Source organism: Nocardioides eburneiflavus, assembly GCF_004785795.1.
In the GTDB taxonomy this organism is placed as follows: Bacteria; Actinomycetota; Actinomycetes; order Propionibacteriales; family Nocardioidaceae; genus Nocardioides; species Nocardioides eburneiflavus.
The window spans coordinates 2141656-2165539 of the sequence record NZ_SRRO01000001.1 but is presented as its reverse complement, the minus strand read 5'-3'; the positions used below and the strand labels follow the sequence as shown (position 1 = coordinate 2165539).

24 protein-coding genes and 1 pseudogene are annotated in these 23884 nt (G+C 72.0%); 2 read left to right on the top strand and 23 right to left on the bottom strand.

Translation table 11 applies throughout. From position 1 onward, the window contains the following. Nucleotides 1-21: 21 nt before the first annotated feature. From EXE59_RS25080 to EXE59_RS10105, 14 genes are all read right to left on the bottom strand, one after another. Complete coding sequence (locus EXE59_RS25080; RefSeq protein ID WP_425464533.1) at nucleotides 22-324, bottom strand: DUF7710 domain-containing protein; 303 nt, start codon at nucleotides 322-324, stop codon at nucleotides 22-24. A 63-nt stretch (nucleotides 325-387) separates the two neighbouring features. After that, nucleotides 388-846: a hypothetical protein gene (locus tag EXE59_RS10165; RefSeq protein WP_135838801.1), complete on the bottom strand. Its 459-nt coding sequence runs from the start codon at nucleotides 844-846 to the stop codon at nucleotides 388-390. 68 nt (nucleotides 847-914) lie between these two features. Beyond that, nucleotides 915-1814 carry an exonuclease/endonuclease/phosphatase family protein gene (locus EXE59_RS10160; RefSeq protein WP_135838800.1) on the bottom strand — a complete coding sequence of 300 codons (900 nt, stop codon included), beginning with the start codon at nucleotides 1812-1814 and terminating at the stop codon, nucleotides 915-917. A gap of 62 nt (nucleotides 1815-1876) precedes the next feature. After that, on the bottom strand, nucleotides 1877-3010 hold the full coding sequence (locus EXE59_RS10155) for an XdhC family protein (protein ID WP_168218475.1): 1134 nt from the start codon (nucleotides 3008-3010) through the stop codon (nucleotides 1877-1879). Further along, entirely contained in the window at nucleotides 3003-4130 is a 1128-nt protein-coding gene (locus EXE59_RS10150) for a vWA domain-containing protein (RefSeq protein ID WP_135838799.1), read from the bottom strand. The genes EXE59_RS10155 and EXE59_RS10150 overlap by 8 nt, the downstream gene beginning before the upstream one ends. After that, the gene (locus EXE59_RS10145; protein WP_425464512.1) at nucleotides 4127-5002 is read right to left on the bottom strand and encodes an AAA family ATPase; all 876 of its coding nucleotides are present in this window, start codon (nucleotides 5000-5002) and stop codon (nucleotides 4127-4129) included. Before EXE59_RS10145 ends, EXE59_RS10150 begins: the two co-directional genes overlap by 4 nt. A 62-nt stretch (nucleotides 5003-5064) precedes the next feature. Further along, complete coding sequence (locus EXE59_RS10140; RefSeq protein WP_135838798.1) at nucleotides 5065-5616, bottom strand: nucleotidyltransferase family protein; 552 nt, start codon at nucleotides 5614-5616, stop codon at nucleotides 5065-5067. Then, nucleotides 5613-6110, bottom strand: coding sequence for a hypothetical protein (locus EXE59_RS10135; protein ID WP_135838797.1), 498 nt, complete (start codon nucleotides 6108-6110; stop codon nucleotides 5613-5615). Before EXE59_RS10135 ends, EXE59_RS10140 begins: the two co-directional genes overlap by 4 nt. Before the next feature lie 105 nt (nucleotides 6111-6215). Then, on the bottom strand, nucleotides 6216-6779 hold the full coding sequence (locus tag EXE59_RS10130) for a hypothetical protein (RefSeq protein WP_135838796.1): 564 nt from the start codon (nucleotides 6777-6779) through the stop codon (nucleotides 6216-6218). Nucleotides 6780-7009: 230 nt separating this feature from the next. Next, complete coding sequence (groL, locus tag EXE59_RS10125) at nucleotides 7010-8638, bottom strand: chaperonin GroEL (RefSeq protein ID WP_135838795.1); 1629 nt, start codon at nucleotides 8636-8638, stop codon at nucleotides 7010-7012. A gap of 281 nt (nucleotides 8639-8919) precedes the next feature. Further along, nucleotides 8920-10386, bottom strand: a complete 1467-nt coding sequence (locus EXE59_RS10120) for a pilus assembly protein (RefSeq protein WP_135838794.1) — start codon at nucleotides 10384-10386, stop codon at nucleotides 8920-8922. Then, the gene (locus EXE59_RS10115; RefSeq protein WP_135838793.1) at nucleotides 10383-10802 is read right to left on the bottom strand and encodes a TadE/TadG family type IV pilus assembly protein; all 420 of its coding nucleotides are present in this window, start codon (nucleotides 10800-10802) and stop codon (nucleotides 10383-10385) included. The genes EXE59_RS10120 and EXE59_RS10115 overlap by 4 nt, the downstream gene beginning before the upstream one ends. Before the next feature lie 232 nt (nucleotides 10803-11034). Beyond that, the gene (locus EXE59_RS10110) at nucleotides 11035-11874 is read right to left on the bottom strand and encodes a class I SAM-dependent methyltransferase (protein ID WP_135838792.1); all 840 of its coding nucleotides are present in this window, start codon (nucleotides 11872-11874) and stop codon (nucleotides 11035-11037) included. 9 nt (nucleotides 11875-11883) lie between these two features. Continuing rightward, nucleotides 11884-12723 carry an SGNH/GDSL hydrolase family protein gene (locus EXE59_RS10105; protein WP_210428952.1) on the bottom strand — a complete coding sequence of 280 codons (840 nt, stop codon included), beginning with the start codon at nucleotides 12721-12723 and terminating at the stop codon, nucleotides 11884-11886. Between the two features lie 189 nt (nucleotides 12724-12912). On the opposite strand from EXE59_RS10105, the gene EXE59_RS10100 reads away from it, so the two are divergent. After that, on the top strand, nucleotides 12913-14163 hold the full coding sequence (locus EXE59_RS10100) for a DUF2157 domain-containing protein (RefSeq protein ID WP_135838791.1): 1251 nt from the start codon (nucleotides 12913-12915) through the stop codon (nucleotides 14161-14163). Then, nucleotides 14160-14657, top strand: coding sequence for a GDYXXLXY domain-containing protein (locus EXE59_RS10095; protein ID WP_135838790.1), 498 nt, complete (start codon nucleotides 14160-14162; stop codon nucleotides 14655-14657). The genes EXE59_RS10100 and EXE59_RS10095 overlap by 4 nt, the downstream gene beginning before the upstream one ends. 4 nt (nucleotides 14658-14661) lie before the next feature. On the opposite strand, the gene EXE59_RS10090 is transcribed toward EXE59_RS10095, so the two are convergent. From EXE59_RS10090 to EXE59_RS10050, 9 genes and pseudogenes are all read right to left on the bottom strand, one after another. Then, a complete protein-coding gene (locus EXE59_RS10090) occupies nucleotides 14662-14937 on the bottom strand; it encodes a MoaD/ThiS family protein (protein ID WP_135838789.1) in 276 nt (91 codons plus the stop codon). A gap of 16 nt (nucleotides 14938-14953) precedes the next feature. Continuing rightward, nucleotides 14954-16021, bottom strand: a pseudogene (gene thrC / locus EXE59_RS10085) (threonine synthase); the annotation flags it as partial. Beyond that, a complete protein-coding gene (locus EXE59_RS10080; protein ID WP_135838787.1) occupies nucleotides 15915-17003 on the bottom strand; it encodes a hemolysin family protein in 1089 nt (362 codons plus the stop codon). The pseudogene thrC and the gene EXE59_RS10080, both read right to left, overlap by 107 nt. A gap of 23 nt (nucleotides 17004-17026) precedes the next feature. After that, the gene (locus tag EXE59_RS10075) at nucleotides 17027-17944 is read right to left on the bottom strand and encodes an ROK family protein (protein WP_246056683.1); all 918 of its coding nucleotides are present in this window, start codon (nucleotides 17942-17944) and stop codon (nucleotides 17027-17029) included. Then, nucleotides 17941-19386, bottom strand: a complete 1446-nt coding sequence (locus EXE59_RS10070) for a glycoside hydrolase family 3 protein (RefSeq protein ID WP_135838785.1) — start codon at nucleotides 19384-19386, stop codon at nucleotides 17941-17943. The genes EXE59_RS10075 and EXE59_RS10070 overlap by 4 nt, the downstream gene beginning before the upstream one ends. Before the next feature lie 8 nt (nucleotides 19387-19394). After that, nucleotides 19395-20234, bottom strand: a complete 840-nt coding sequence (locus tag EXE59_RS10065; RefSeq protein ID WP_135838784.1) for a carbohydrate ABC transporter permease — start codon at nucleotides 20232-20234, stop codon at nucleotides 19395-19397. Next, nucleotides 20234-21145, bottom strand: a complete 912-nt coding sequence (locus tag EXE59_RS10060) for a carbohydrate ABC transporter permease (protein WP_135838783.1) — start codon at nucleotides 21143-21145, stop codon at nucleotides 20234-20236. The genes EXE59_RS10065 and EXE59_RS10060 overlap by 1 nt, the downstream gene beginning before the upstream one ends. A 94-nt stretch (nucleotides 21146-21239) precedes the next feature. Further along, complete coding sequence (locus EXE59_RS10055) at nucleotides 21240-22538, bottom strand: extracellular solute-binding protein (RefSeq protein WP_210428950.1); 1299 nt, start codon at nucleotides 22536-22538, stop codon at nucleotides 21240-21242. Between the two features lie 44 nt (nucleotides 22539-22582). Further along, nucleotides 22583-23716, bottom strand: coding sequence for an ROK family transcriptional regulator (locus EXE59_RS10050; protein ID WP_135838782.1), 1134 nt, complete (start codon nucleotides 23714-23716; stop codon nucleotides 22583-22585). Nucleotides 23717-23884: the final 168 nt, after the last annotated feature.

The window sequence follows — 23884 nt, the reverse complement described above, 5'->3', positions numbered from 1 at the left end:
GATGTCGGACGCTCACCAACCTCAGGACGAGTCCTCCCTACCGTCAAACACGTGCAGGTGCCGCGTCCACCCAGGGGAGAACTGGGCAACATGCTCAGGGGTGCCGTGATGGTCCCGGCTGGGCCTGAACAGACCGCGCCTATCGCATCGTCGTAGGCGCCGGTCCCCCCCCCCCCCGGGGTACTCGGTTCGGAGGCCGGTGAGCCGATGACGCCCAATCGACTCCATCGCTTGTTCTTCTTTTACGAAGACCCGCTCGCAAACCGGGCGCCTGCACCATGGACCCACACGACTTGGTCTGGGAATCTGCTGGTCACTCCACATCGTCGCAGGGAGCCACATCAGCACATCCGCGCATGCCGCGACCCCTGCATCCCTGCATGCCCTCTAGTGCTGGTTCCAGGCTTGCGAGCCTGCGCTGATGCAGGTGCGGCGCAACGCCCGGTAGGCCCTGCCTTGGGCTCTTTGCAGACGTGGCGCCGCGCGCGACCGGCCGTCAGCGCCGATGGCCGCGGCGGCTTCGGCCATCGGGCGAAGCATCTGTGCTGCGTCAGGGTCAGCGACATCGATCATCCCCTGCAGCTCCGAGGCGAGTGCGCGGTTCTGCGCGGCGTCGTCGAGGCTGCCCGACCGGAAGGCGTCCTGCACGTGGTCGCAGACATGCAGGAGGTTGGCGGGGACTGCGGTGGCGGTGGCACCGGCCGACTCGGACTGTGTGGTCGCCGAGGATGGAGCGGGCTTCGCACCGGAGGCGGCCGAAGGGTCGACCTGCTCGCAGCCGCTGAGTGCGAGCATGCCCGAAGTGATCGCCACAAGGAGGACGAGGGCTCGCCACGTGATGTGCACGTCGCGAGTATGGCCACCGATGCGGGCGGCCGCTTCACTGACGCCCCCACCGCCGGCCCGACCGCTGCTCAGCGCTTGCGCGTGAAGGTGGCGACGATGCCGGGGTGGTCGGTGACCAGGTGGCGGTAGGACCTGAAGGAGTCGATGCGGAAGGCCGAGGCGCGCTCGCCCATCACGTAGTCGATCCCCGACCCACCCTTGCGGCCGCTGTAGTTGGTCTCCAGGCGCAACGGCCTGGTGATTCGCCCCTTCACCAGGTGGTCGGTCGTGTCCCGGTTCTCGGTGACGTTGCAGTCGCACATCGCGACGAACTGGTGCTCCTCGGGCGCGTTCTCCTTGAGAGCGCGCACCCGGTACGCCATCCGCCACATCGCCTCGACACCACCGCGGTTGGCGTAGTTGGGCCCGCCTGTACGCCGGTTGTGGAGGTGGTTGGGCAGGTGGAAGCTCACGGCCCGGACGACGTGGCCGCTGGCGCGGTGACGGAGCACCGCCACCACGCCGTACTGGTCGTGCGCGACCCGGCCGGTCTGGCGTCGCCAGGTCTTGCCGGTGAGCAGGGCGGACCAGGTCTTCTCGAGCTTCCAGACGTCCTTGTCGAAGGCGATCGGGTTGTCGTCCGTGCCGGTCGGACCGCTCGGCATCAGCAGGGTCCACGACTTCGGGAGCGACGCGCGCAGGGCGGGCCGGCTGAAGAGGCGCTCCTGGAAGCCGATGACCGAGGCGCCGCCGTCGAGGACCCGCCCGATGTCGTGCCGCATGCCCGCGACCCGCATCCCCTTGCGCAGGTTGAGGGTCGCCACGCTGAAGCGGCCGGCAGGCCCTGCTGACCCGGCCTGGGACCGGCCCTCCTCGCGGGCTTCCGCTGCCGAGGCGCTGGGGGTCAGGACCGCGAGCAGCAGGACGATGGCTACGAGCAGAGCGGTCGATCGGGCACGGTCACGGGGCGGCGCGGCGGGAAAAAACATCCCGAAGACCATAGGTGGACCCGCCCGTACGGGCCAATTCGGGCCGACGCGGGCCGGCTCGGTCAGTCGTCGTGGTGGATCCGGCCCCGCGTCGTGGCCAGCCGCTCGCCGGAGCCGCCCCACTGCCGGGCGACGATCTCGGCCGCGATCGACACGGCCGTCTCCTCGGGCGTACGGGCGCCGAGGTCGAGCCCGATGGGCGAGGACAGCAGGGACAGCTCGTCCTCTCCGAGACCCGCCTCGACCAGCCGGGCCAACCGCTCGTCGTGGGTGCGGCGCGACCCCATCGCGCCGATGTAGCCCGGGCGTACGTCGTCGTCGAGGCGCAGCGCGACCTCGAGCAGCGGCACGTCGAACTTGGGGTCGTGGGTCAGCACCGCGAGCACGGTGCGCCGGTCGATGCGGCCGGCGTCGAGCTCGGCCTGCAGGTAGCGGTGCGGCCAGTCGACGACCACCTCGTCGGCGCCCGGGAATCGCGAATTGGTCGCGAAGACGGGGCGCGCGTCGCACACCGTCACGTGGTAGCCGAGGAACGAGCCCACCTTGGCCACAGCGGCGGCGAAGTCGATGGCGCCGAACACCAGCATCCGCGGCTTGGGGGCGAAGCCCCACACGAACACCCGCATGCCCTCGCCGCGACGCTCGCCGTCCGGGCCGTACGTCAGGGTGGCGTTGGTGCCGGCGGCCAGCAGGCCGAGGGCGTCGTCGTGGACGGCGGCGTCGGCGCGCGGCGAGCCGAGGCTGCCGTCGGCGGCGACGTCGGGGCGGATCACCATCCGGCGGCCGAGCCACGCGGGGTCCGGGTGCTCGATGACGGTGGCCAGGGCGACCGGGCGTCCTGCCTCGATGTCGGCGGCCACCTCGCCCAGCTGCGGGAAGGTCTCGCGCGAGACCTGCTCGACGAAGACGTCGAGGATGCCGCCGCAGGTGAGGCCGACCGCGAAGGCGTCGTCGTCGGAGACCCCGTAGCGCTCGAGCACCGGCTCCCCCGAGGCCACGACCGACTGCGCCAGCTCGTAGACGGCGCCCTCGACGCAGCCGCCCGACACCGATCCCACGGCCGTCTCGTCGGGCCCGACCAGCATCGAGGCGCCGGCCGGGCGGGGCGCGGAGCGGAAGGTCGCGACCACGGTCCCGACGCCGATGGTCTCGCCGGCCTCCCACCACTGCATCAGCTCGGGCAACACGTCACGCACGGGAGATCACCTCGGTCAGGTCGGCGAAGGTCGCCAGCGAGTGGCCGGCGAGGAAGTCGTCGCAGTGCGGGAGCGCGGCCACCACACCTCCCTGGAGCGGCTCGTACCCCGCCTTGCCGCGGTGCGGGTTGACCCACACCACCCGGTGCGCGACCCGCTTGAGGCGGGCCATCTGCTCGCCGAGGAGCTCTGCGTCCCCGCGCTCCCAGCCGTCGCTGAAGACCACCACGACCGCGCCGCGGGCCATCCCGCGCTGGCCCCACCGGTCGAGGAACACCCGCAGCGTCTCGCCCAGCCGCGTGCCGCCCGACCAGTCGGGCACGACCTCGCCGGCGGCGACGATCGCGCGGTCCGCGTCCGGCGAGCGCAGGGCGCGCGTGACGTGCGTCAGACGGGTGCCGACGGTGAAGGTCTCGACGCCGCCGCCCACCGAGCGCGCCGACTGGGTGAGCCGGTGGGCGAGCCGCAGCAGCGCGTCGGCGTACGGGCTCATCGACCCGCTGACGTCGACCAGCAGCACCACCCGCCGCGGCCGGGTGCCGCGCCGGCGCCACGCGATCTCGCCGGGCTCGCCGAGGTGGCGCAGCGAGTTCCGCAGGGTCCGCGAGGCGTCGAGCTCGCCGCGGTGCCAGCGCTGGTGCCGAGCCGTACGCCGCGCGGGCGGGCGCAGCGACAGCCGGACGAACATCGAGGCCAGGCGCCGTTTCTCCGCGGCGTCCAACGTCGCCACGTCGCGGTGCTTGAGCACCTCCGCCTCCGAGGCCCTCGCTCGGACGAGGTCCTCCTCGCCCGCCTCGTCGCCGCCACCTGCGCCCTCGGCGTCGGGCAGCAGCTGGGCGGTGGAGGGCCTCGACGCCTCGCGCGGCCGCGCCCGCGGGAGGCCGTCGCGCGGGTCGAACCAGGCTGCGAAGACCTCGTCGTGGCGGGCCAGGTCGTCCGGCGAGCCGCACAGGGTCGCGCGGCCGGCCCAGTAGGTGGCCTGGCGGTCATCGGCGCCGACGGCCGCGACCGCGGCCAGGAACCCGTGGGCGCGGTCCTGGGTGACCGGTACGCCGGCGGCGCGCAGCGCGCGGGTGAAGCCGAGCAGCACCTCGTCGGCCTCGTGGAGCACGGCGTTCATCTCGACAGCATCCTGTCCAGGGCGGCCTTCACCCGGTCGGCGTCCTCGCGGTACTTCAGGAGCGCGCCGAGGGTGGCCGCGGCCGACGCCAGGTCGAGCTCGGCGGTCCCGAGGTAGGTGAGCGCCCGCGCCCAGTCGAGGGTCTCGGCGACGCCGGGCGGCTTGAGCAGGTCGTCGCGCTGGCGCAGCTGCTGGACCAGCCCGACCACCTGACGCGCCAGCGCCTCGCTCACCTCGGGGGCGCGCGAGCGGACGATCTCCACCTCGCGCTCGAGCCCGGGGTGGTCGATCCAGTGGTAGAGGCAGCGGCGCTTGAGCGCGTCGTGCAGCTCGCGCGTGCGGTTGGAGGTGAGCACGACCAGCGGCGGCTCCGGCGCGGTGACCGTGCCGAACTCAGGGATCGTCACCTGCCAGGTCGACAACACCTCCAGCAGGAACGCCTCGAACTCGTCGTCGGCGCGGTCGACCTCGTCGACCAGCAGCACGGCCGGTGCCTGCCGCAGCGCGGCGAGGACCGGGCGCGAGAGCAGGAAGCGCTCGTCGTACAGGCTCTTCTCGGCCTCGTCGGAGTCGACCTCCCCGGCCGCCTCGAGCGCCCTGAGGTGCAGGATCTGGCGAGGGAAGTCCCAGTCGTAGAGCGCCTGGCTGGCATCGATCCCCTCGTAGCACTGGAGCCGTACGAGCGGCAGGTCGAGGCTCTGCGCCAGCGCCTCGGCCAGCGCGGTCTTGCCGGTGCCGGGCTCGCCCTCGAGGAGCAGCGGGCGCTGCATCCGCGACGCCAGGAACACGACCGTGGCCAGCTCGTCGTCGGCGAGGTAACCGGTCGCCCCCAGCCGGGTGGCCACGTCTGCGGCGGAGTCCATGCCTTGCATGTCGTCAGGCTACGACCCGGCACGTTGGTCGCACGTTGGACCGGCCACCTCGACCCAGGCGGTCACCGGTGGTCGATGTCGGCTCCGGTCGCGAGGTCACCGCACTCGACCAGCTCGACGTCGTGGGTGGCGAGGTAGTCACGGGCTCCGCGGTCACCGGTCGCGGTCTCGACGACACCCGCCCAGTGGTCGCGCCCGAGGAGCACGGGGTGCCCCGGCACCCCGTCGTACGCCGCCCGCGCGAGGGTCGCCCGTCCGTGGTCCGCGTCGAGCACCCGGGCCACGACGGCACCGCCGACGTCGGGGAGGTCGACCAGGGAGACGAGCACGGCGTCGTGGTCCGTGTACGCGATCGCCTCGAGCCCCGAGCGCAGCGAGGCACCCATCCCCTCGGCCCAGTCGTCGCAGCGAATGCGCGAGACCGACATCGGCAGCAGCGCGGACGCCCGGGCGGCCTCGGCGCCCAGCACCACCACGATCTCCGCGCACGGTCGCAGGGCGTGCACCGACCGCAGCAGCCACGAGGTCCCGTCGGCATCGCGCGCCAGGGCCTTGGGGCCGCCGAACCTCTCGCCCGCGCCCGCGGCCAGGAGGAGGCCGACGACGGAGGTCACTGCTCGTACGCCTCCGCGTACAGCGCCTCGAGCTCGGGCGACGTCTCGGCGGTGAACCCGCACAGGGTGACGCGTTCGTCGTCGGCGCTGACCAGGTAGGTCCGGCCCTCCTGGAAGTCGACGGCCATCAGGAGGTCCTCGAGGGCCTTGCTCGGCGCCTCGACGGTCACCGTCGAGGCCTCGTCGCCGGCGTACCAGCGATCGACCTCGAGGGTGACGGTGCCGTCGTCGATCGACGTCACCGTGCCCTCGAAGGCGGTGTCGAAGGTGGCGAGGATCTCCGCGGACGGCATCGCGCACTTGGCGGTCGCCGACCCGTCGGCGGTCAGGGCGAGGGTCTCGTCGCCCGACGGGCTCGAGGTGTCGCTGGCGGCAGGGTCGGCGGGCATCGCCGTGTCCTCGGCCGATCCACAGCCGGAGACCGCGAGGGCGACGACTGCTGCGAGGCCCGGGAGCAGGCGGGAGGTGCGGAATCGGCTCTCGTGTCGGCTCATGGCTGGCGTCCCTTCGTCAGTCGGCGTGCGTCGGGCAGGTGGTGCCCGGGTCGTCCATCAGTGGGACGGGTGGGGCACTGGGCGGGTTCCGCTGCTCGACCCCCCTCACTTCACCGTCTCCTCGGTGAGGTCCTCGCCCTCCTCCTCGTCGACGCGGCGCTTGATGCGCCCCATCCCCGGGATCTTGGCGAGCATGTCGTTGAGCTCGCGCGCCACGGTCAGGAGGTCGTGCATGTCGGGCGCCACCGTGCCAAGCGTCGTGAGCACGGGGATCACGTCGCCCTCCACCCGCGCGGTCAGCTCGGGCAGGTGGTCGACGAGCCGGACGAGCGCCTTCACCTCGTCGGGGTGCGTCGTGTCGGCCAGGGTCTCGAGCGTCGGCTGCAGCCGGAGCAGGGACGGCTCGAGCTCGTCGACCAGGTGGGTGACGCGACCAATCTGGACGCCTGCGTCGTCCACGACGCCGCCGGCCCGTACGACGACGACGTTGGCCGCCTCGGTGACCTCGCGGACCCGCTCGATCGCGGCCGAGGCACGGACGAGGAGCCGCTCGGCGTCGTCGAGCAGCGCCAGTGCCCGCGGGACCGCACCGAGCAGGGCCTCGACCTGGTCACCGCCTCGCTCGAGGGCGGACAGCACGTCACGGGGGCCGGGAACGGGAAGGCGCATGCGGCATTCCTACCAGTGGGTCCGCGGGCGCGACGCGCGCACGTGCGGCGGTCGTGGCCCTCGTACGCGCGATCCAGGGACCAGACCCGCCGCACGCGCGGCGGCCCGGACCGTACGCCTCCCCCATCGCCCCGACATGGCAGCAGGGCCCCCGCCGGAGCGGGGACCCTGCTGGTGGTGCTGTGTGGGGCGTGGACGATCCGGTCGCGCAAGCGCGCCCGGCTGGCCGATCAGAAGTCCATGCCGCCCATGCCGCCCATGTCGCCGCCGGGCATGGCCGGCGCCTTCTCGGGCTTGTCGGCCACGACGGCCTCGGTGGTGAGGAACAGCGCGGCGATCGACGCAGCGTTCTGCAGCGCCGAGCGGGTGACCTTCGCCGGGTCGATGATGCCCTCGGCGATCATGTCGACGTACTCACCGGTCGCGGCGTCGAGGCCGTGGCCCGGCTCCAGGTTGGCGACCTTCTCCGACACGACGCCGCCCTCGAGGCCGGCGTTGATGGCGATCTGCTTGAGCGGGGCCGAGGTGGCGACGCGCACGATGTTGGCGCCGGTGGCCTCGTCGCCAACCAGGTCCAGCTTGTCGAACGCGGTGGCCGCAGCCTGGACGAGCGCCACGCCACCGCCGGCGACGATGCCCTCCTCGACCGCTGCCTTGGCGTTGCGGACGGCGTCCTCGATGCGGTGCTTGCGCTCCTTGAGCTCGACCTCGGTGGCCGCGCCGACCTTGATGACGGCCACGCCGCCGGCCAGCTTGGCGAGGCGCTCCTGGAGCTTCTCGCGGTCGTAGTCGGAGTCCGACTTCTCGATCTCGGCGCGGATCTGGTTGACCCGGCCCTCGATCTGGCCCTGGTCGCCGGCACCCTCGACGATGGTGGTCTCGTCCTTGGTGATGACGACCTTGCGCGCCTGGCCGAGCAGCTCGAGACCGGCGGTGTCGAGCTTGAGGCCGACCTCCTCGGAGATCACCTGGCCACCGGTGAGGATCGCGATGTCCTGCAGCATGGCCTTGCGGCGGTCACCGAAGCCCGGGGCCTTGACGGCCACGGAGCGGAAGGTGCCCTTGATCTTGTTGACGACCAGGGTCGACAACGCCTCGCCGTCGACGTCCTCGGCGATGATCAGCAGCGGCTTGCCGGACTGCATGACCTTCTCCAGCAGCGGCAGCAGGTCCTTGACCGTCGACACCTTGGAGTTGGCGATGAGGACGTAGGGGTCCTCCAGCACGGCCTCCATGCGCTCGAGGTCGGTGGCGAAGTAGGCCGAGATGTAGCCCTTGTCGAACCGCATGCCCTCGGTCAGCTCGAGGTCCAGCCCGAAGGTGTTGGACTCCTCGACGGTGATGACGCCTTCCTTGCCGACCTTGTCCATCGCCTCGGCGATGATCTCGCCGACGGTGGTGTCAGCGGCGGAGATCGACGCGGTGGAGGCGATCTGCTCCTTGGTCTCGACGTCCTTGGCCATGCTGAGCAGCTGCTCGGACACGGCGGCGACGGCGGCCTCGATGCCGCGCTTGAGACCCATCGGGTTGGCGCCGGCCGCGACGTTGCGCAGACCCTCGCGCACCATGGCCTGGGCCAGGACAGTGGCCGTCGTCGTGCCGTCACCGGCGACGTCGTCGGTCTTCTTGGCGACCTCCTTGACCAGCTCGGCGCCGATCTTCTCGTAGGGGTCCTCCAGCTCGATCTCCTTGGCGATCGAGACACCGTCGTTGGTGATCGTGGGGGCGCCCCACTTCTTCTCCAGCACGACGTTGCGGCCCTTGGGGCCCAGGGTGACCTTGACCGCGTCGGCGAGGGTGTTCATACCCCGCTCGAGGCCGCGGCGGGCCTCCTCGTTGAAAGCAATCAGCTTCGGCATAACTCTTCGCGATTCCTGTCGACGTGAGTTCTGTGGGTACGACTCCCGGCGGGCTGCCCGCGACGGACGATCCGCTCCGCCGGCGATCCATTCCCGTCGGCTTCTGCGGACCTCAGCGTCACCTGGGTCGTTGTCACTCTCATGACGAGAGTGCCAGCGTCATGTTTAGCACTCGCACCATGAGAGTGCAAACGCGTCCACGAACCCGGGGTGGAGCAGCGACCGCCCCGTGTCGGCGCTGCTCCACCCCCCTCCCGCGGTCCCTCCCCGGCCCCTCCCGGTCAGGGCATCTGGATGAGCTTGATGCTCTCCGTGACGGCGTTGACCGCCGTCGCGAAGATCGGCCCCAGCTCGGTGCCGCTGGCGGCGCAGTAGAAGTAGTCGCCGTCCTTGTTCTCGGCCACGCGCTCGGCGGAGGTCGAGCAGTCACTGTCCGCCTTGCTCGGGGTGCCGGACGGCGTCGGCGAGGCGGCAGCGGCCAGGTAGTCGCGCACCCAGGGCGAGCGAGGCGTACGGCCGCCGGGCTTCTCGCACGACGCCGACCGCGCGTCACCGAAGCCGATGACCAGCACCGTGACGCCGCGCGCCTTGGCCTGCTCGGCCACCGCGGTCAGGTTGTCGCAGCCCTTCTTGCCCTTGCCGTTGCCGTAGGAGTTGCGCCCGGCCCCGATGTCGCCCGAGCTCGTGATCGACGTGCTGCCCTCCTCGAGGAGCTCGTCGGGCTGACCGTCGGTCTCGAAGATCAGCACCTTCTTCGCCGTCCCCGGGCGCTTGGGCAACGACCCGAGGTTGTTGGGGTCGAGGCCGAGCAGGTAGCGCGAGGCCCCCTTGAGGGCCGAGGCGAGGTGGGTGCCGTAGCTGCCGGTGGACAGGCCGGGCACGGCACCGTTCGGCATGCACCTGACGCCCGTGACGAGCTTGCTGCTCGAGCTGATCGGCGCGTCGCGGTTGGCCTTGTAGTCGTTGCTGAAGTCGATCGCGATCCACTTGCCGCCCTTGGGCCCGTCCGAGGCGGTCGTGGCCGCCGTGGCACACGACGAGGTGGCCTTGCTCTTGTGCATCGCCCCGAACGCGACGTAGTGCAGGGTCGGGTCCATCACCCCCAGGCTGTCGATGATCGCGGCCTGCATGTCCTCGCGGTCGTCCTCGGCCATGCTGGTGGTGCGGTCGGCCATGAAGACGATGTCCATCGGGTTGGGCAGGGTCTCGCCGCACGAGCCCCGGCACGCCGACGACGACACCGAGCCGGTCGAGCCCTCGTCGCGCCCGATCACCGGCGCGAAGTCGAAGTCGACGACCTTGGAGTCGCTCACCGTGATGGTGTTGCACCGGGCGGTGACGGGGCACGGGATCGAGCAGATCTTCGTGTTGCACCGCACCTGTGAGCTGGAGTAGGTCCCCGGGTCGCACGTCGCGGGGATCTGCCCCGAGGCGACCTGCCTGCTGGCCCCCGTCGAGGCGACCACGCAGAAGAGCTCAGTGTCCGGCGTCATCCCGGCGTCCTGGGTCTTGGCCATGGTGACCGCCCACGTCTTGGCGCTGGTGCCGCTCGCCGGCAGCTCGAAGGCTCCAGCGTGCGCGGCGGAGTCGACGTGGTCGTGGAGTCGCTGGCGCTCCATGGCGAGGGACGAGATGTCCACGGCGAGGGCGGCGCAGCCGAACATCACGACGGCGAGGAGGGCGACGACGATCGCGACCGCGCCGGTCTCGTCCGGCTCGCCGCTCCTGCGCGCCCGCAGCGCGCTCACTCGATCCTCATCTTGCTGGTCTTGGACAGCGTGAGGCTCGAGGACAGCGCCTTGCCCATCGGCGTCAGCCACGCATGCTCGTAGGTCGCGGTCACCACGGCGACACCGCCGGTCGTGTGGTCGGCGTCCCAGGACCCGCAGTTGCCGCCCAGCGGAGTCTCGCAGGACACCTGGACCGTCACCGTCCCCTCGAGGTCGGCCAGCGAGTCGTTGACGACCGCGTCGACCTCGCTGCTGCTGGCGCTGAGGCTGGCGGCGCGCACTCCCTCCCGGGTGGCGTTGTTGAGCACGGTGTAGCGGTTGATCGCGAACCCGAGGTCGATGATCGAGAACACGATCGCCAGCAGGAGCGGCACGACGAGTGCGAACTCCACAGCCGCCGCTCCGCGCTCCGCGCGTGGGCGTGAAAAGGGCATGACTATTTCCTCCCGCAGGTGCGACGCCCTCGAGGCGTCGCGAAGGTTGTGACGGTGACCCGGCACGGATGTCGGATCACCGGCCCTGCCCGCACCCCCCAGCGCAGGCAGAACAGGGGCAACCTAGCGGGGGTGAGGCCACCCTTATCGACGTTGTGGGGATTTGTTTGCCGACCTGTCTAGACAGGCCGGTTCAGGCGTGCGTACGCCTCCGCGCGGCGACGGAGGACCGTCATCCCTCGGGGAGCTCCGAGGAGCCGTAGAGCTCGTGCGCGACGTCGTCGCGGTTGCTGCCCTCCCGGTTGTCGCCCTTCTCGATGATCACGAGGTTGTGGTAGCAGTGGACGGCACGGACCCACTGGTCGGTGTAGGTCGGCTCGTAGCCCTCGAGGAGGAACTCCTCGTGGTTGAGGCCGTCGACGAGGTCCTTCACCAGGTCCATCGAGGTCCCCGGTGCCCGCGGGTCGAGCTCTCCGCCCCAGGCCGGCCAGTAGGAGGTCTGGATGTCCTCGATGCAGTAGATCGCGCCGTCGGGCAGCAGCGGGAAGAGGATCCTGAACGACTCGCGCACATGGGCAGGGATGTGGCTGCCGTCGTCGATGACCACCAGCGGCGCGCCCTGCTCGTCGATGATCCGCCGGAGGACCTCCGGGTCGGTCTGGTCGCCGTGGTAGGCGTGGATGTGCCCCCGGGTCAGCCAGGTCTTGTCCTCGATGTCGAGGCCGACGATGCGGGCCTTGGGGAAGAACCAGCGCCACATCTTCATCGAGGCACCGCTCCTCCGGCGCTTCTTGTAGCCGCCGATGCCGAGCTCGAGCAGGGTGAACGACTCACCGCGCAGGTGCTCGAGGTGGCGCTCGTAGTGGGGCGTGTAGCGGTGGACGCCCCACTTGTCGGTGCGGAACTCGATGGCGAGCTCGGTCAGGTTGCTCGCGAGCAGGCGCCGGCGACGCTCGGCCCTGGGATCGGCGGGAGGCTCGACGACCTCGGCCCCCGAGGATGCCTGCATCCGGCCGGCCTTGCGGGCCGCCTTCTTGACGGCCTGGCCGGCTCGTCGAGCAGTGGTGCGCACCCGGGAACCCTAGCCTGACCCGCGGACCCCCGGCGCGTGGTGCCCGAACGGCACCTCCTCCACCACGCCGAGGGCGGCGAGGACCGAGGGCAGCATGGCCTTGGCGGTGCGCTTGTAGCCGTGGGCGCTCGGATGGAACCGGTCCAGGCTGAACATCTCGTCGGGGTTGGTGATGAAGAACGGCCCGACCACGTCCCCGAGCGAGACCACGCGCGCCCCGCGCTCCAGCGCGACCGCACGCTGGGCGTCCGCGAGCTGGCGGGACGCCCGCGACCCCAGGGCACGCAGGGGCTGCGGCACCGGGCGCAGCGCACCGAGGTCGGGGCACGTGCCGACCACCACCTCCGCCCCTCGCGCGCGCAGGTGGTCGATCGCCTCGGCGAGGTGGCGTACGGACTCCGCGACGGGCACCCGGTGGGTCACGTCGTTGCCACCGACGACGATCACCGCCACGTCCGGGCGGTACGCCGGGGGCAGGGAGGCCAGCTGCGCGGCGAGCACGCTGCTCTCGGAGCCGACGACCGCCGCCGTCCGCAGCCGCACCGAGCGCTCGGCGCCGACGGCGATCCCGCGGGCGAGCCGCCCGCCCAGCGTGTGCTTCGGCTTCTCCGCCCCGAGCCCGGCCGCGACGGAGTCGCCGAGGAGGAGCAGGTCGACCGGCGCGCCGTACTTCTTCTTCCAGTGCCGGTCAGCTGGCGGGGGGTCCTCGCCGAGCGGCTTGCCGATCCGGCGCCGCGCCTGTGCGGCCTGGCGGTGCAGCAGCTCGTGTGCGCCGTACGCCGTGCCTCCCGCGACGATGCCGAGGACGGCCAGCGCGACGCCGGCCCGGGTCAGGTGCTTGCTCGCCACCCCACCTGTAGACCACAGCGACCTGAACGCCTGCGCAACCGGGCGCGACGCGTGGCCCAACGGCACGGCACAGATGGGTCGATGTACTCAGGACAAGCCGGCCCGGCAGGAGAACGCTAGAAGCATGAGCACCCCACGACGTTGTTCTCCTCCGCTGCGCTCCCCCGACAACCTCGAGGGGACCCCGCGATGACCGACACCTCTGCCCGGGGCACGTCCCTCGCCACCCGCCCCGTCACCCCGCGCCAGCTCGACTGGTTGCGTGCCGAGCTCGCCGACTGGACCTCGCAGGGCATCATCAGCGACGAGCAGGCGACCCGCATCTCGACGCGCGTCTCGTCCCGCTACCCCGCCGAGCAGCACACCCGCACCAGCATCGGCCGCGTCTTCCTCTACCTCGGCGCCGGGTTCGTCGGCGTCGGCCTCATCTGGCTCGTCGCCGCCAACCTCGACCAGCTGTCGCCCGTCACCCGCTTCGCCGCGATCGCGGCCCTGTGGCTCGCGTTCCTCGTCGGCGGCGAGGTGCTCGCCGCGCGCCGCGCGTCCGCCCCGCTCGTCGGAGCCGTACGCCTCCTCGCCGCCCTCGGTGCCGGCGCCGTCGTGTTCCAGGCCGCCCAGTCGCTGCAGGTGCCGGCGTACGAGCCCCGCCTGGTCGGCCTCTGGGCCGCCGGCGCCCTCGTGCACGCCTACCTGACCCGGGCGTACATGCCGTTCGCCGTGGGCGTCGTCACGGGTGTCGCCTGGTGGTTCATGCAGCCCATGTGGGACTCGCAGGACGGACTCAGCGTGGTGGTGCTGATGGGCGCGGCGTCGGTCCTGGCCGCTGCGCTCGCCGTGCTCCACGACCGGTGGATCGACGCCTTCGCCTGGACCTGGCGCACCGTCGCCGGCGGCATGGCGCTCCTCGCGATGTTCGTCGCGGCCGTGCCGGACATCGGCGGCGACGGGATCACCTGGTCGGGCTGGCTGCTCGGCGCGCTGGGCGTCGCCGCTGCCGCCGCCGTCGCCGCGGCCCTCACCAGGCCCGGCACGCGCATCCTCGAGCCGCTGGGCGCGGCCGTCGTGCTGGTCGCCGCCACCCTCCTCGGCCTCTGGACGACCGGGACCGACACCTCCGACATCGATGCCGGCGACTGGGCCCACGCGGCGGTCTCGGTCCTCGCCTACGTCGTCCTCGCCGTCGCGCTGGTCGCCCTGGGCACCGTGCGTGACCACCCGCCCCTCACCTGGATGGCGATGGTCGGGCTCGTGGTCTTCACGACCTTCCAGAGCTTCGCGGTCTTCGCGCCGATCGTCACCGGCGCCTGGCTGTTCGTGGTGCTCGGCACCGTGTTCCTCGGCACCGGCTTCCTGTTCGACCGCGCGCGCCGCGAGCTCGCCTCGGCGCTCGACTCCGACCCTGCCACTGGCTCCGCATCCCCGAAGGGAACCGACCGATGAACCGCACCGTGACCACCGGCGTCATCGCCGTGAGCCAGCTCGTCCTCGTCGGGCTGGGCGTCGCCCCGCAGCTCTCCGCCCGGCTCGCGGGCGACACCTACCTCGTGCGGGTCGCGCCCGTCGACCCGATCGACCCGTTCCGGGGGGCGTACGTAGCCCTGGACTACCCCGGCCTGCGCCACGACGACTCGCAGTCCTTCGTCGAGCCGGGGCTTGGCGCCCTGGACGACGGCGAGTCCGGCGACGTCTACGTCACCCTGGTCGAGGCGGACGGCGTGTGGACGGCGTCCGAGTGGTCGCGCGAACGCCCCGTGGACGGCCCCTACCTCGCCTGCGACGACCGCTCGTGGCAGATCCGATGCGGCATCGAGAGCTGGTTCCTCCCGCAGGAGGAGGCACGCGAGACCGAGGACCTGCTGCGCGACGGCGCCGTGGCCGAGCTGCGCATCGACGGGTGCGGCAACGCAGCCGTGGTCGACGTACGCGCGCCCTGACGGATCAGCCCCCGGCGACCGCCGGGATCACCGAGATCTGCACACCGTCGGGCGTGGCGGTCGCGAGGTCGTCGAGGAAGCGCACGTCGTCGTTGCCGACGTAGACGTTGACGAACCGTCGCAGCTGGCCGGCCTCGTCGAGGATCCGGCCCTTGATGCCGGCGTAGCTGGCGTCGAGGTCGTCGAGGACGGCGGCGAGGGTGTCGCCCTCGGCGCTCACCTCGGACTCGCCGCCGGTGTAGGTGCGCAGGATGGTCGGGATCCGGACCGAGACGCTCATGTGTGGATCTTCCCTCTCAGAGGATGCCTGACGCCACGAAGGCGTCATAGGACGGGGCGATGGTGGCGGCGGGACCGACGCGGTCGGACACCGAGTCGAGGGTCTTGAGGCCGTGGCCGGTGTTGATGACCACGGTCTCGAGGGAGGTGTCGAGCTGGCCGGTCTCGACGAGCTTCTTGAGCACACCGACTGTGGTGCCACCGGCGGTCTCGGTGAAGATGCCCTCGGTGCGCGCCAGCAGCACGATGGCGTCGCGGACCTCGTCGTCGGAGATGTCCTCGACCGCCCCTCCGGTGCGGCGGCAGATGTCGAGGACGTAGATGCCGTCCGCGGGGTTGCCGATCGCGAGGCTCTTGGCGATGGTGTCCGGCTTGACCGGCCGGATCGCGTCGGTCTCTGCCTTGTAGGCCACCGAGACCGGCGAGCAGCCGGTCGCCTGGGCACCGAAGACCCGGTAGGGCTTGTCCTCGACGAGGCCGAGCGTGATGAGCTCCTGGAACGCCTTGTCGACCTTGGTCAGCTGGGAGCCCGAGGCGACGGGGATGACGATCTGGTCGGGCAGGCGCCAGCCGAGCTGCTCGGCGATCTCGTAGCCCAGGGTCTTGGAGCCCTCGGCGTAGAAGGGACGCACGTTGACGTTGACGAACGCCCAGCCCTCCTCCTCGCCGGCGATCTCCGAGGCGAGCTTGTTGACGTCGTCGTAGTTGCCGTCGACCGCGACGAGCTTCTCGGTGAACACCGCCGAGTTGACCTTCTTCGGCGTCTCCAGGTTGCTCGGGATGAACACCACCGTGGGGATCCCGGCGCGGGCCCCGGCCGCGGCGACGGCGTTGGCCAGGTTGCCGGTGGAGGGGCAGGCGAAGACCTTCGCGTCGAGCTCGCGGGCGGCGCTCAGGGCGCAGGCGACCACGCGGTCCTTGAAGGAGTTGGTGGGGTTGGTCGAGTCGTCCTTGACCCAGAGCTTGTCGATGCCCAGCTCACGGGCGAGGTTCTTCGCCTCGAGCAGCCGGGTGAAGCCGGGCTCGGTGTTCGGGCTCTGCTCGATGTCGGTCGGCACCGGCAGCAACGCCTTGTAGCGCCAGATCCTCCATCAGGTCCTCGAGGGTGACGATGCCGTCGGTGCCGCCGTACTCGTCGACGACGAGCGCGATGTGCGCGCCGAGGCTCCGCAGCTGGTCGATCGAGGGCAGCACCCGGTTGGTGCGCGGGAGGACGGGCAGCTCGCGGGTGATGTCGGCGACCGTCGTCGACCGGTCGTCGGCCCGGCCGAGGACGTCGCGCAGGTGGAGGTAGCCGAGGATCTCGTCGAACGACGCGCCGGTCACCGGGTAGCGGGTGTAGGGCTGCTCGACGATGATGGCGACGGCCTCCGCGAGGGTGAGGTCGCCGCTGAGGAAGACGACGTCGCCGCGGGGCTTCATCACCTCGCTGAGCGACCGGTCGCCGGCCTCGAAGACGTCGTCGACGAGCCTGCGCTCGCCCTCCGGGATGTCCTCGTGGCCCGAGATCATCATGCGCAGCTCCTCCTCGTCGACCTCGTCGTTGGTGGCGTCGGGGTTGCCGCCGAGGAGGCGGACGAGGAGGTCGGTGGACAGCGACAGCAGCCAGATGACCGGCGTCATCACGCGCGCGAACTGCCCCAGCGGCGGGGCGAACAGCTTGGCGACGCCGACCGAGCGCTGGAGCGCGAGCCGCTTGGGCACGAGCTCGCCGAGGACGAGGGAGAGGTACGACACGACGAGGGTCGTCGCGACCAGCGACACGGTCTCCGGGGCCGGGGCGCCGAGGCCCTCGAAGACCGGCGCGAAGGACGGCGCCAGGGTCGAGGCGCCGAACGCGGCGGAGAAGAAGCCCGCCACCGTGACGCCGATCTGCACCGCGGAGAGGAACCGGTTGGGGTCCCGGGCCAGCGACGCGACCGCGTGGCCACGACCGCCCTGGGTCTCGAGCCGGTCGACCTGGCCGGAGCGCAGCGAGACCAGCGCGATCTCGGTCGCCGCGAACACACCGCCCACCAGGATGAACGCGAGGACGAGCAGGACGTCGATCAGGGTGTCGGCTTCCACGGCCACAACCTATCGAGCCGGACCTATCCGGCGGCCACCAGCGCGGCGCCGACCGCGGCGACCGGGTAGTGCTGCGGCACCATGCTGAGCCGGTCGGCGAGCCCGAGCGAGGCGAGGAAGGGCGACCCCTCCCCCATGGTCCGCAGCTGGCGCACGACCTCGACCCGCAGCGGCTCGCCGACCTCGCTCACCCCGCCGCCGAGGACGATGCGCTCGGGGTCGACGGTGAGGCACAGCGCGCGGACCGCGCCGGCCACGCCGCGGCAGAACCGGTCGCGCACCGCGACCGCCCGCGCGTCGCCGCCGGCCGCGGCCGCGAACAGCGCCGCGGCGGGCGGGCCGTCCGGAGTCGGCCAGGCCCGGGCGAGCGCGCGGCCCGACGCGATGGTCTCGAGGCAGCCTGTCTGGCCGCAGCCGCACTCCTCGCCGGCCGGGTCCACGGGCAGGTGCCCGATCTCGCCGGCGGCGCCGTGCTCGCCGCGTCGCAACCGGCCGTCGACCACCAGGCCGGCCGCCAGCCCGGTGCCGACGCTGACGTAAACGACGTCGTCCGCCCCGACCAGCGCGCAGGCGGCGAGGGCGGCCGCGTTGACGTCGTTCTCCAGCACCACCGGCACGCCGAGCGAGTCGGCCAGCAGGTCGCGCAGCGGAAGGTCGTCGCCGTTGACGTCGAGGTTCACCGCGTGGCGCAGCAGCCCGCGCCCGACGTCGACGAGGCCCGGCACACCGACGCCGACCGGGCAGGCCAGTGGTCCGCCGACCTCCTCGCCGAGCGCCTCGAAGACCCGCCTCGCGGTGTCGACGACGCCGTCGGCGCCGGGGCGCGTCGAGGTCCGCACCTGCGCCAGCACCGAGCCGTCGCCGGCGACCACGACGCCGAGCGTCTTGGTGCCGCCGATGTCGAGCCCGACCGTGCACGCACCTGTCAGTGCGGGGCTCACCGCGTCCATCCCGCTCCTCGCAACACCTCGACGACTGCGGCGACCCCCGGGCCGGACGAGCCGCGGGTGCAGATCCTGCCGAGCCCCACGTCGTACGCCGCCGGCCAGCCCCACTCGACGACCACCGCCCGCCTGCCGGAGCCCGCGATCGAGCGGAGAAGCGCGAGCACCTCGGGCCGCCGGCCCGCGTCACGAACCTGCACGACGAGCGCGGCGTCGGGGGGTACGCCGGCGGGCAGCCCACCTGCGTCGGGGTCGACCCTGAGGTCGGCGGGGAGCCCCCAGGCGACCTCACCGACCGCGATGTTGGCCTCGGTCTCCACGCTGAGGACCAGCGCGTCGGAGAGGTCCGGAAGGCCGGCGCCGTCGACGAGCAGGGCGCCCGCGACGGCTCGCGCCTGGCGGGCGGCGTCGGGCTGCTCCGGGGGCTGCAGGGGCTGCGTCGACGGCCGCGGGCGCAGGGTCCGTACGCGCTCCGCTGCCTCGGCCAGCCGCTCCGGTGCGAGTCGACCCGCCTCGACCGCCGCGACGACGGCGTCGCGGACGTCGGTGACGAGGGAGGCGGGCTTGTCCGGGCCGAGGCAGAGCAGGTCGCAGCCGGCCACCAGGGCACGCACGGATGCCTCCGGGATGCCGATCCCCGCCGAGGCGCCGGCCATGTCGAGGGCGTCGCTGACGACGACGCCGTCGAACTCCAGCACGTCGCGCAGCATGCCCAGCACGAGCGGGCTGAGCGTCGCAGGACGGTGCGGGTCCAGCGCCGGGACCACGATGTGCGAGGTCATCACCGCGGCCGTGCCTGCCTCCACCGCGGCGTCGAACGGCACCAGCTCGCGCGACGCGAGGGTGTCGGCGTCGACGTCGACCTGGGGCAGGGCGAGGTGGCTGTCGGTGGCGGTGTCGCCGTGGCCGGGGAAGTGCTTGGCGCACGCCGCGACACCGGTCGACTGCAGGCCACGCGTCCAGGCCGCGACGTGCGCGGCGACCCGCTCGGGGTCGGTGCCGAAGCTGCGAGTGCCGATGACGGGGTTGTCGGGGTCGCTGTTGACGTCGGCGTCGGGCGCGAGGTCGAGGGTGACCCCGACGGCGGCGAGCTCGTGGCCCACCCACCGGCCCACGGCCTCGGTGAGGCCGAGGTCGTCGACGCCGCCCAGCGCGGCGGCCCCGAGCACGGGGCTCGGCTCGCGCGTGTGGAGGCGGCTCACGTCGCCTCCCTCCTCGTCGACGGCGACCACCGCGACCGGGTTGGCGGCGGTGATCGTCGCGCTCAGCGCCGCGACGGCCTCGGGGCCGGCTGCGGTGTTGCCGCCGAAGTAGCAGACACCGCCGAGGCCCTGCTCGAGCAGCTCGCGGTAGTCGTCGGGCAGCGTCGTGCCCGCGAAGCCCGGCAGCAGCACGCGCAGGGCGAGGGTGCGCACGTCGTCGGTCATCGGGTCGGTCATCGGGTCTCTCATCCCTTCACGGCGCCGGCGGTGAGCCCGCTGGCCATCCGGCCCTGGACGAGCAAGAAGAAGACGATCACCGGCACCGCGATGAGGGTCGAGCCGGCCATGATGCCGCCCCAGTCGGTGCCGCGGTTGACGTCGGTGAAGGTGGAGAGCCACAGCGGCAGGGTCCGCTGGTCCTCGCGGGTCATCACGACCAGCGCGAGGGTGAACTCGTTCCACGCCTGGATGAAGCCGAAGACCCCGGTCGCGACCAGGCCGGGGGCCAGCAGCGGGAACGTGACGCGCAGGAACGCCTGGATGCGCGTGCAGCCGTCCATCATCGCGGCCTCCTCGAGCTCGTAGGGGACACCCTCGACGAAGCCGCGCAGGGTCCAGATCGTGAAGGGCAGGACGCCGGCGACGTAGACGATCGTGAGGCCGACGACGGTGTTGAGCAGCTCCATCGTCTCCAGCATCTTGTACTGGGAGATGAACAGCCCCTCCGCCGGGATCATCTGGATCACCAGCAGCGTCACGATGAACGACAGCCGGCCTCGGAACCGGAAGCGCGAGACCGCCACCGCGGCGACGAACGCGAAGGTCAGGGCCACCGCCAGGGTCAGGCCGGTGACCATCAGGCTGACCTTCATCGCGTCGACGAACTGCCCGGACGAGAAGACGGTGCGGAAGTTGTCGAGGTCGCCGCCGAACGGCACCCACGTCGGCACCGGGTTGCGGATCTCGTTGCGGTCGAGGAACGAGCTGTTGACCATCCAGTACACGGGGAACGCCGCGAGCACGAAGGCCACGAGGCCGGTGCCGTCGGCGAGCCACCGCACGGGACGGGTCGGCGTACGGGCCATCAGGCCACCCCCCTCTCCTGCCGGAGCATCGCCCGGACGTACGGCGCGGTCAGGACGACGGTGAGCGCGAGCATGAAGACGGCCACGGCCGCGGACGTGCCGAAGTCGCCGCCGCCGATGCCGAGGCGGTAGATGTAGGTGCCGAGCAGGTTGGTGGCGCGGGCGCTGCCGCCGGCCTCCTGGAGGATGTAGACCTGGGTGAAGACGCGCAGGTCCCAGATGACCTGGAGCAGCCCGACCACCAGCAGGACCGGCCGGATGCTCGGCAGCACGACGTGGCGCAGCCGCTGGGCGCCGCTCGCGCCATCGATCTCGGCGGCCTCGACCATCTCCTCCGACACCTGCGTGAGCGCGGCGTACACGGTGAATGCGACGAACGGCACGCTCATCCACACCACGACCACGGTCGCGACGAGGAAGAACGACAGCGGCCGCAGCAGCCAGCCGTGCCCCTCGAAGTCGCCGCCGAGGGAGGTCAGGACATGATTGACCACACCGTACTGGGTGTCGAAGAGCCACTGCCACACGGTCAGTGACGCGACCACCGGCATCGCCCACGCGAGCAGCAGACCGGTCTGGGTGAGGAGCCGTACGGGCTTCGACATCGCCCGCATGACCAGCGCTAGGCCGATGCCGAGGAGCATCGTCACCGCGGCGTTGACGAGGCAGAAGACGACGGTGCGGGCGGTGACCCTCCAGAGGTACGCGTCGCTCAGCAGGTCGCGGTAGTTGGCGAGCCCGACCCACTCCGGCGGACGGCCGAACTGCTGCGCGAGCCCGAACTCCTGGAAGGACAGGAACAGCTGGCGCACGAGCGGGTAGCCCAGCGCGAGGCACAGCGCGAGCACGGCGGGCGCGACGAGGAGGTAGGGCAGCGTGGCACCCGGTGCGCGAGCGGGACGGCGGCTCATCTCGGCCTCCTCTCGGGTCTCATGATGGCGGGCAGGCAGGGGCGGGGGCAGCGACTGGCGCCGCCCCCGCCTCTGTAGGTCGTGCCGTGCTGCGTCAGCCGTTGAGCTGACCGCTCATCTGCTCGTCGGCCTCGCGCGCCAGCTCGGCGACGTCGCCGCCCTGGGCGATCGCGCTGAACAGGTCCTCGAGCACGCGGGAGCCCTCGACGTTGGCCCACCCGGGCGCGGCGGGGGTGAGCTTGGCGTTGGACGCGGCCTCGATCGTCGCGGCGGCGTACTCGTCGTCGCCGAGCAGCGGGGCGAGCGACTCCTTGGCCGGCGTCAGCCCGGCCCCGGCCAGGATCGTCTGGTAGTCGTCGCTGAGCATCAGCGCGACGGCCTCGCGGGCGAGGTCTTGGTTGGCGGACTTCGCCGCGACCGCGATGTCGGAGCCGCCGAGCAGGACCGGCGCCGGGGCACCGTCGTCGCCCGGCAGGGCGAAGACGCCCATCTCCTTGGCGAAGGTGTCGGGGCAGCCGGTGTCCTCGGCCTCGATCAGGCCCTTGACCCAGCCGGGCGTCGACATCATGCCGACCTCACCCGCGCAGAACGGCGTCCACGGGTCGGCCTCGTTGCCGTCCTTGGGGGCACCGGACGCCTCCTCGAAGAGGCGCTGGGCGGTCTCGAGACCGGCGACCGACTCGGGCGAGGCCAGCGCGGGCGTCCACTCGCCGCCGTCCTCGACGGCGAGGTCGCCGCCGGCGGCCCAGATGAACGCGGCGCCGTTGCGCCAGTCCTGGCCGGGGAACCAGAACCCGGAGAAGTTGGCCGGCTTCGGGTTGTCCTGCTTGAGGGTCACCGCCACCTCGACGAACTCGTCGAGGGTGGTGGGCACCTCGAGGCCGGCCTTCTCGAAGACGTCCTTGCGGTAGAAGATGTACTTCGACCCGGCGTAGTAGGGCACGGCGTACGTCGCGCCGTCCACCGTGGCACCGTCGACGAAGCCCGGCAGCAGGTCGTCGCCGCCGAGGTCCTCGAGGTCGCCGGTCAGGTCGGCGAAGGCGCCGGCCGAGGTGAAGGTCGGGGCCTGGGTGTTGCCGATCTCGACCACGTCGGGGGTCTCGGACTCGCTCGAGAGGGACGTGGTCAGCTTCTCGACCAGGCCGTCCCACTCCTGCTGCTCGATGGTGAGCGTGGAGCCCGGGTTCTGGTCCTCGAAGGTCTTCTTCAGCCAGTCACGGGCCTCCTGCGGGGTGTCCGTCCCGTTGAGCCAGACGCGGATGTCGGCGGACTCGGGCCCGCCGTCCTCGCTGGAGGTCCCGTCGTCCCCGCCGCACGCGGCGAGCGTCGTCAGCGCGAGCGCGGCGACGGCGACCCCTGTCAATGACGTCTTGATGGACTTCTTGATGCGCACAGCGGTGTTCCTTCCATCGATCTTCCAGTGGGGGTTGCCGGCGTTCACGAGACGCCCAGCTCCCCGGCGAGGACCAGGACGGTCGCTCCCACGACCACGACGTCCTCGCCGAGCTTGGAGGTGCGGACGGCCAGCCCGGTGGAGCTGATCGGCATCGTCCGCTCGCGGATGGTGCGGTCTGCCGCGTCGAGCAGCGGGCCGTCGAGCAGCTCCGCAGGGCCGCTCAGCACGATCTCGTGCAGGTTGAGGGCGGCGACGACCGGCGCCAGCACCTCGCCGAGCCGCGTGCCGACCTCGGCGAGCGCGGCGGGACCGTCCACGCCGGGCGCGGCGAGCCGACGCCTGAGGTGCGGGGCCGACAGCACGGTCTCCAGGCAGCCCGTGCGCGAGCACGCACACAGCTCTCCGTCGGGGTCGACCACGACGTGGCCGATCTCGCCGGCGGCACCCAGATGGCCGTGGAGCAGCGAGCCGCCCAGCACGAGGCCCGCGCCGACACCGGTGCCGACCCGCAGGACCATCAGGCCGCCGTCACCCGACTCGCCGAAGGTGTGCTCGCCGAGCACAGCGGTGTTGGCGTCGTTGGCGACGAAGACCGGCAGGCCGGTGGCCTCGGCGAGCCGGGCGGCCAGCGGGGTGTCGGTCCACGCGAGGTTGGGAGCGTCGATGACCGTGCCGTCGGTGCCCACGACCCCGGGGCTGCCGACGCCGATCCCGAGCACCGGGCGCTCGGTCATCGCGACGAGGTCGGCGGCGAGGCGCAGGACGAGCTCGACCGCGCCCTCCCCCACGGCCCCGTCGACGTGCACCTCGTGGCGGGCCTGGACGATGCCTGCGAGGTTGACCACGGCGCCGGACATCCGGTCGGTCTCGGACAGGTCGAGACCGATCACGTGGTGGGAGTCCGCCGCCAGCCCGACGAGCGTGGGGGGCTTGCCGACCCGGCTCTCGGCGGGGGCTCCGAGCTCGGAGACGAAGCCGTCGGCGAGCATCTCGCCGACCAGGTCCGACACGGTCACCCGGGTCAGCCCGCTCGAACGGGCGAGGTCGGCACGGCTGGCCGGGCCCTCGCGGAACAGCTGCTGGAGCAGCAGCGAGCGGTGGTGGCGGCGGGCGTCCTCCTGGAGGAGCTTGCCACTGGGACGCAGCGGGCGGCCGACGGGTGCGTGCGGGGTCACATTAGTTAGTTCACCGCACTTACTTATCCGCTGTCAAGAGATCCGTGGTCCGGATGTTCACTGGTCCAGTCCGCGGAGCGGTGTTCCAGCCACAACTCCGGTCGACCGGATGTGGCCTGGCCACCGCTCGCCGGCGCGGCGCCGTACGACACAGGGAGCAGCGGTGGC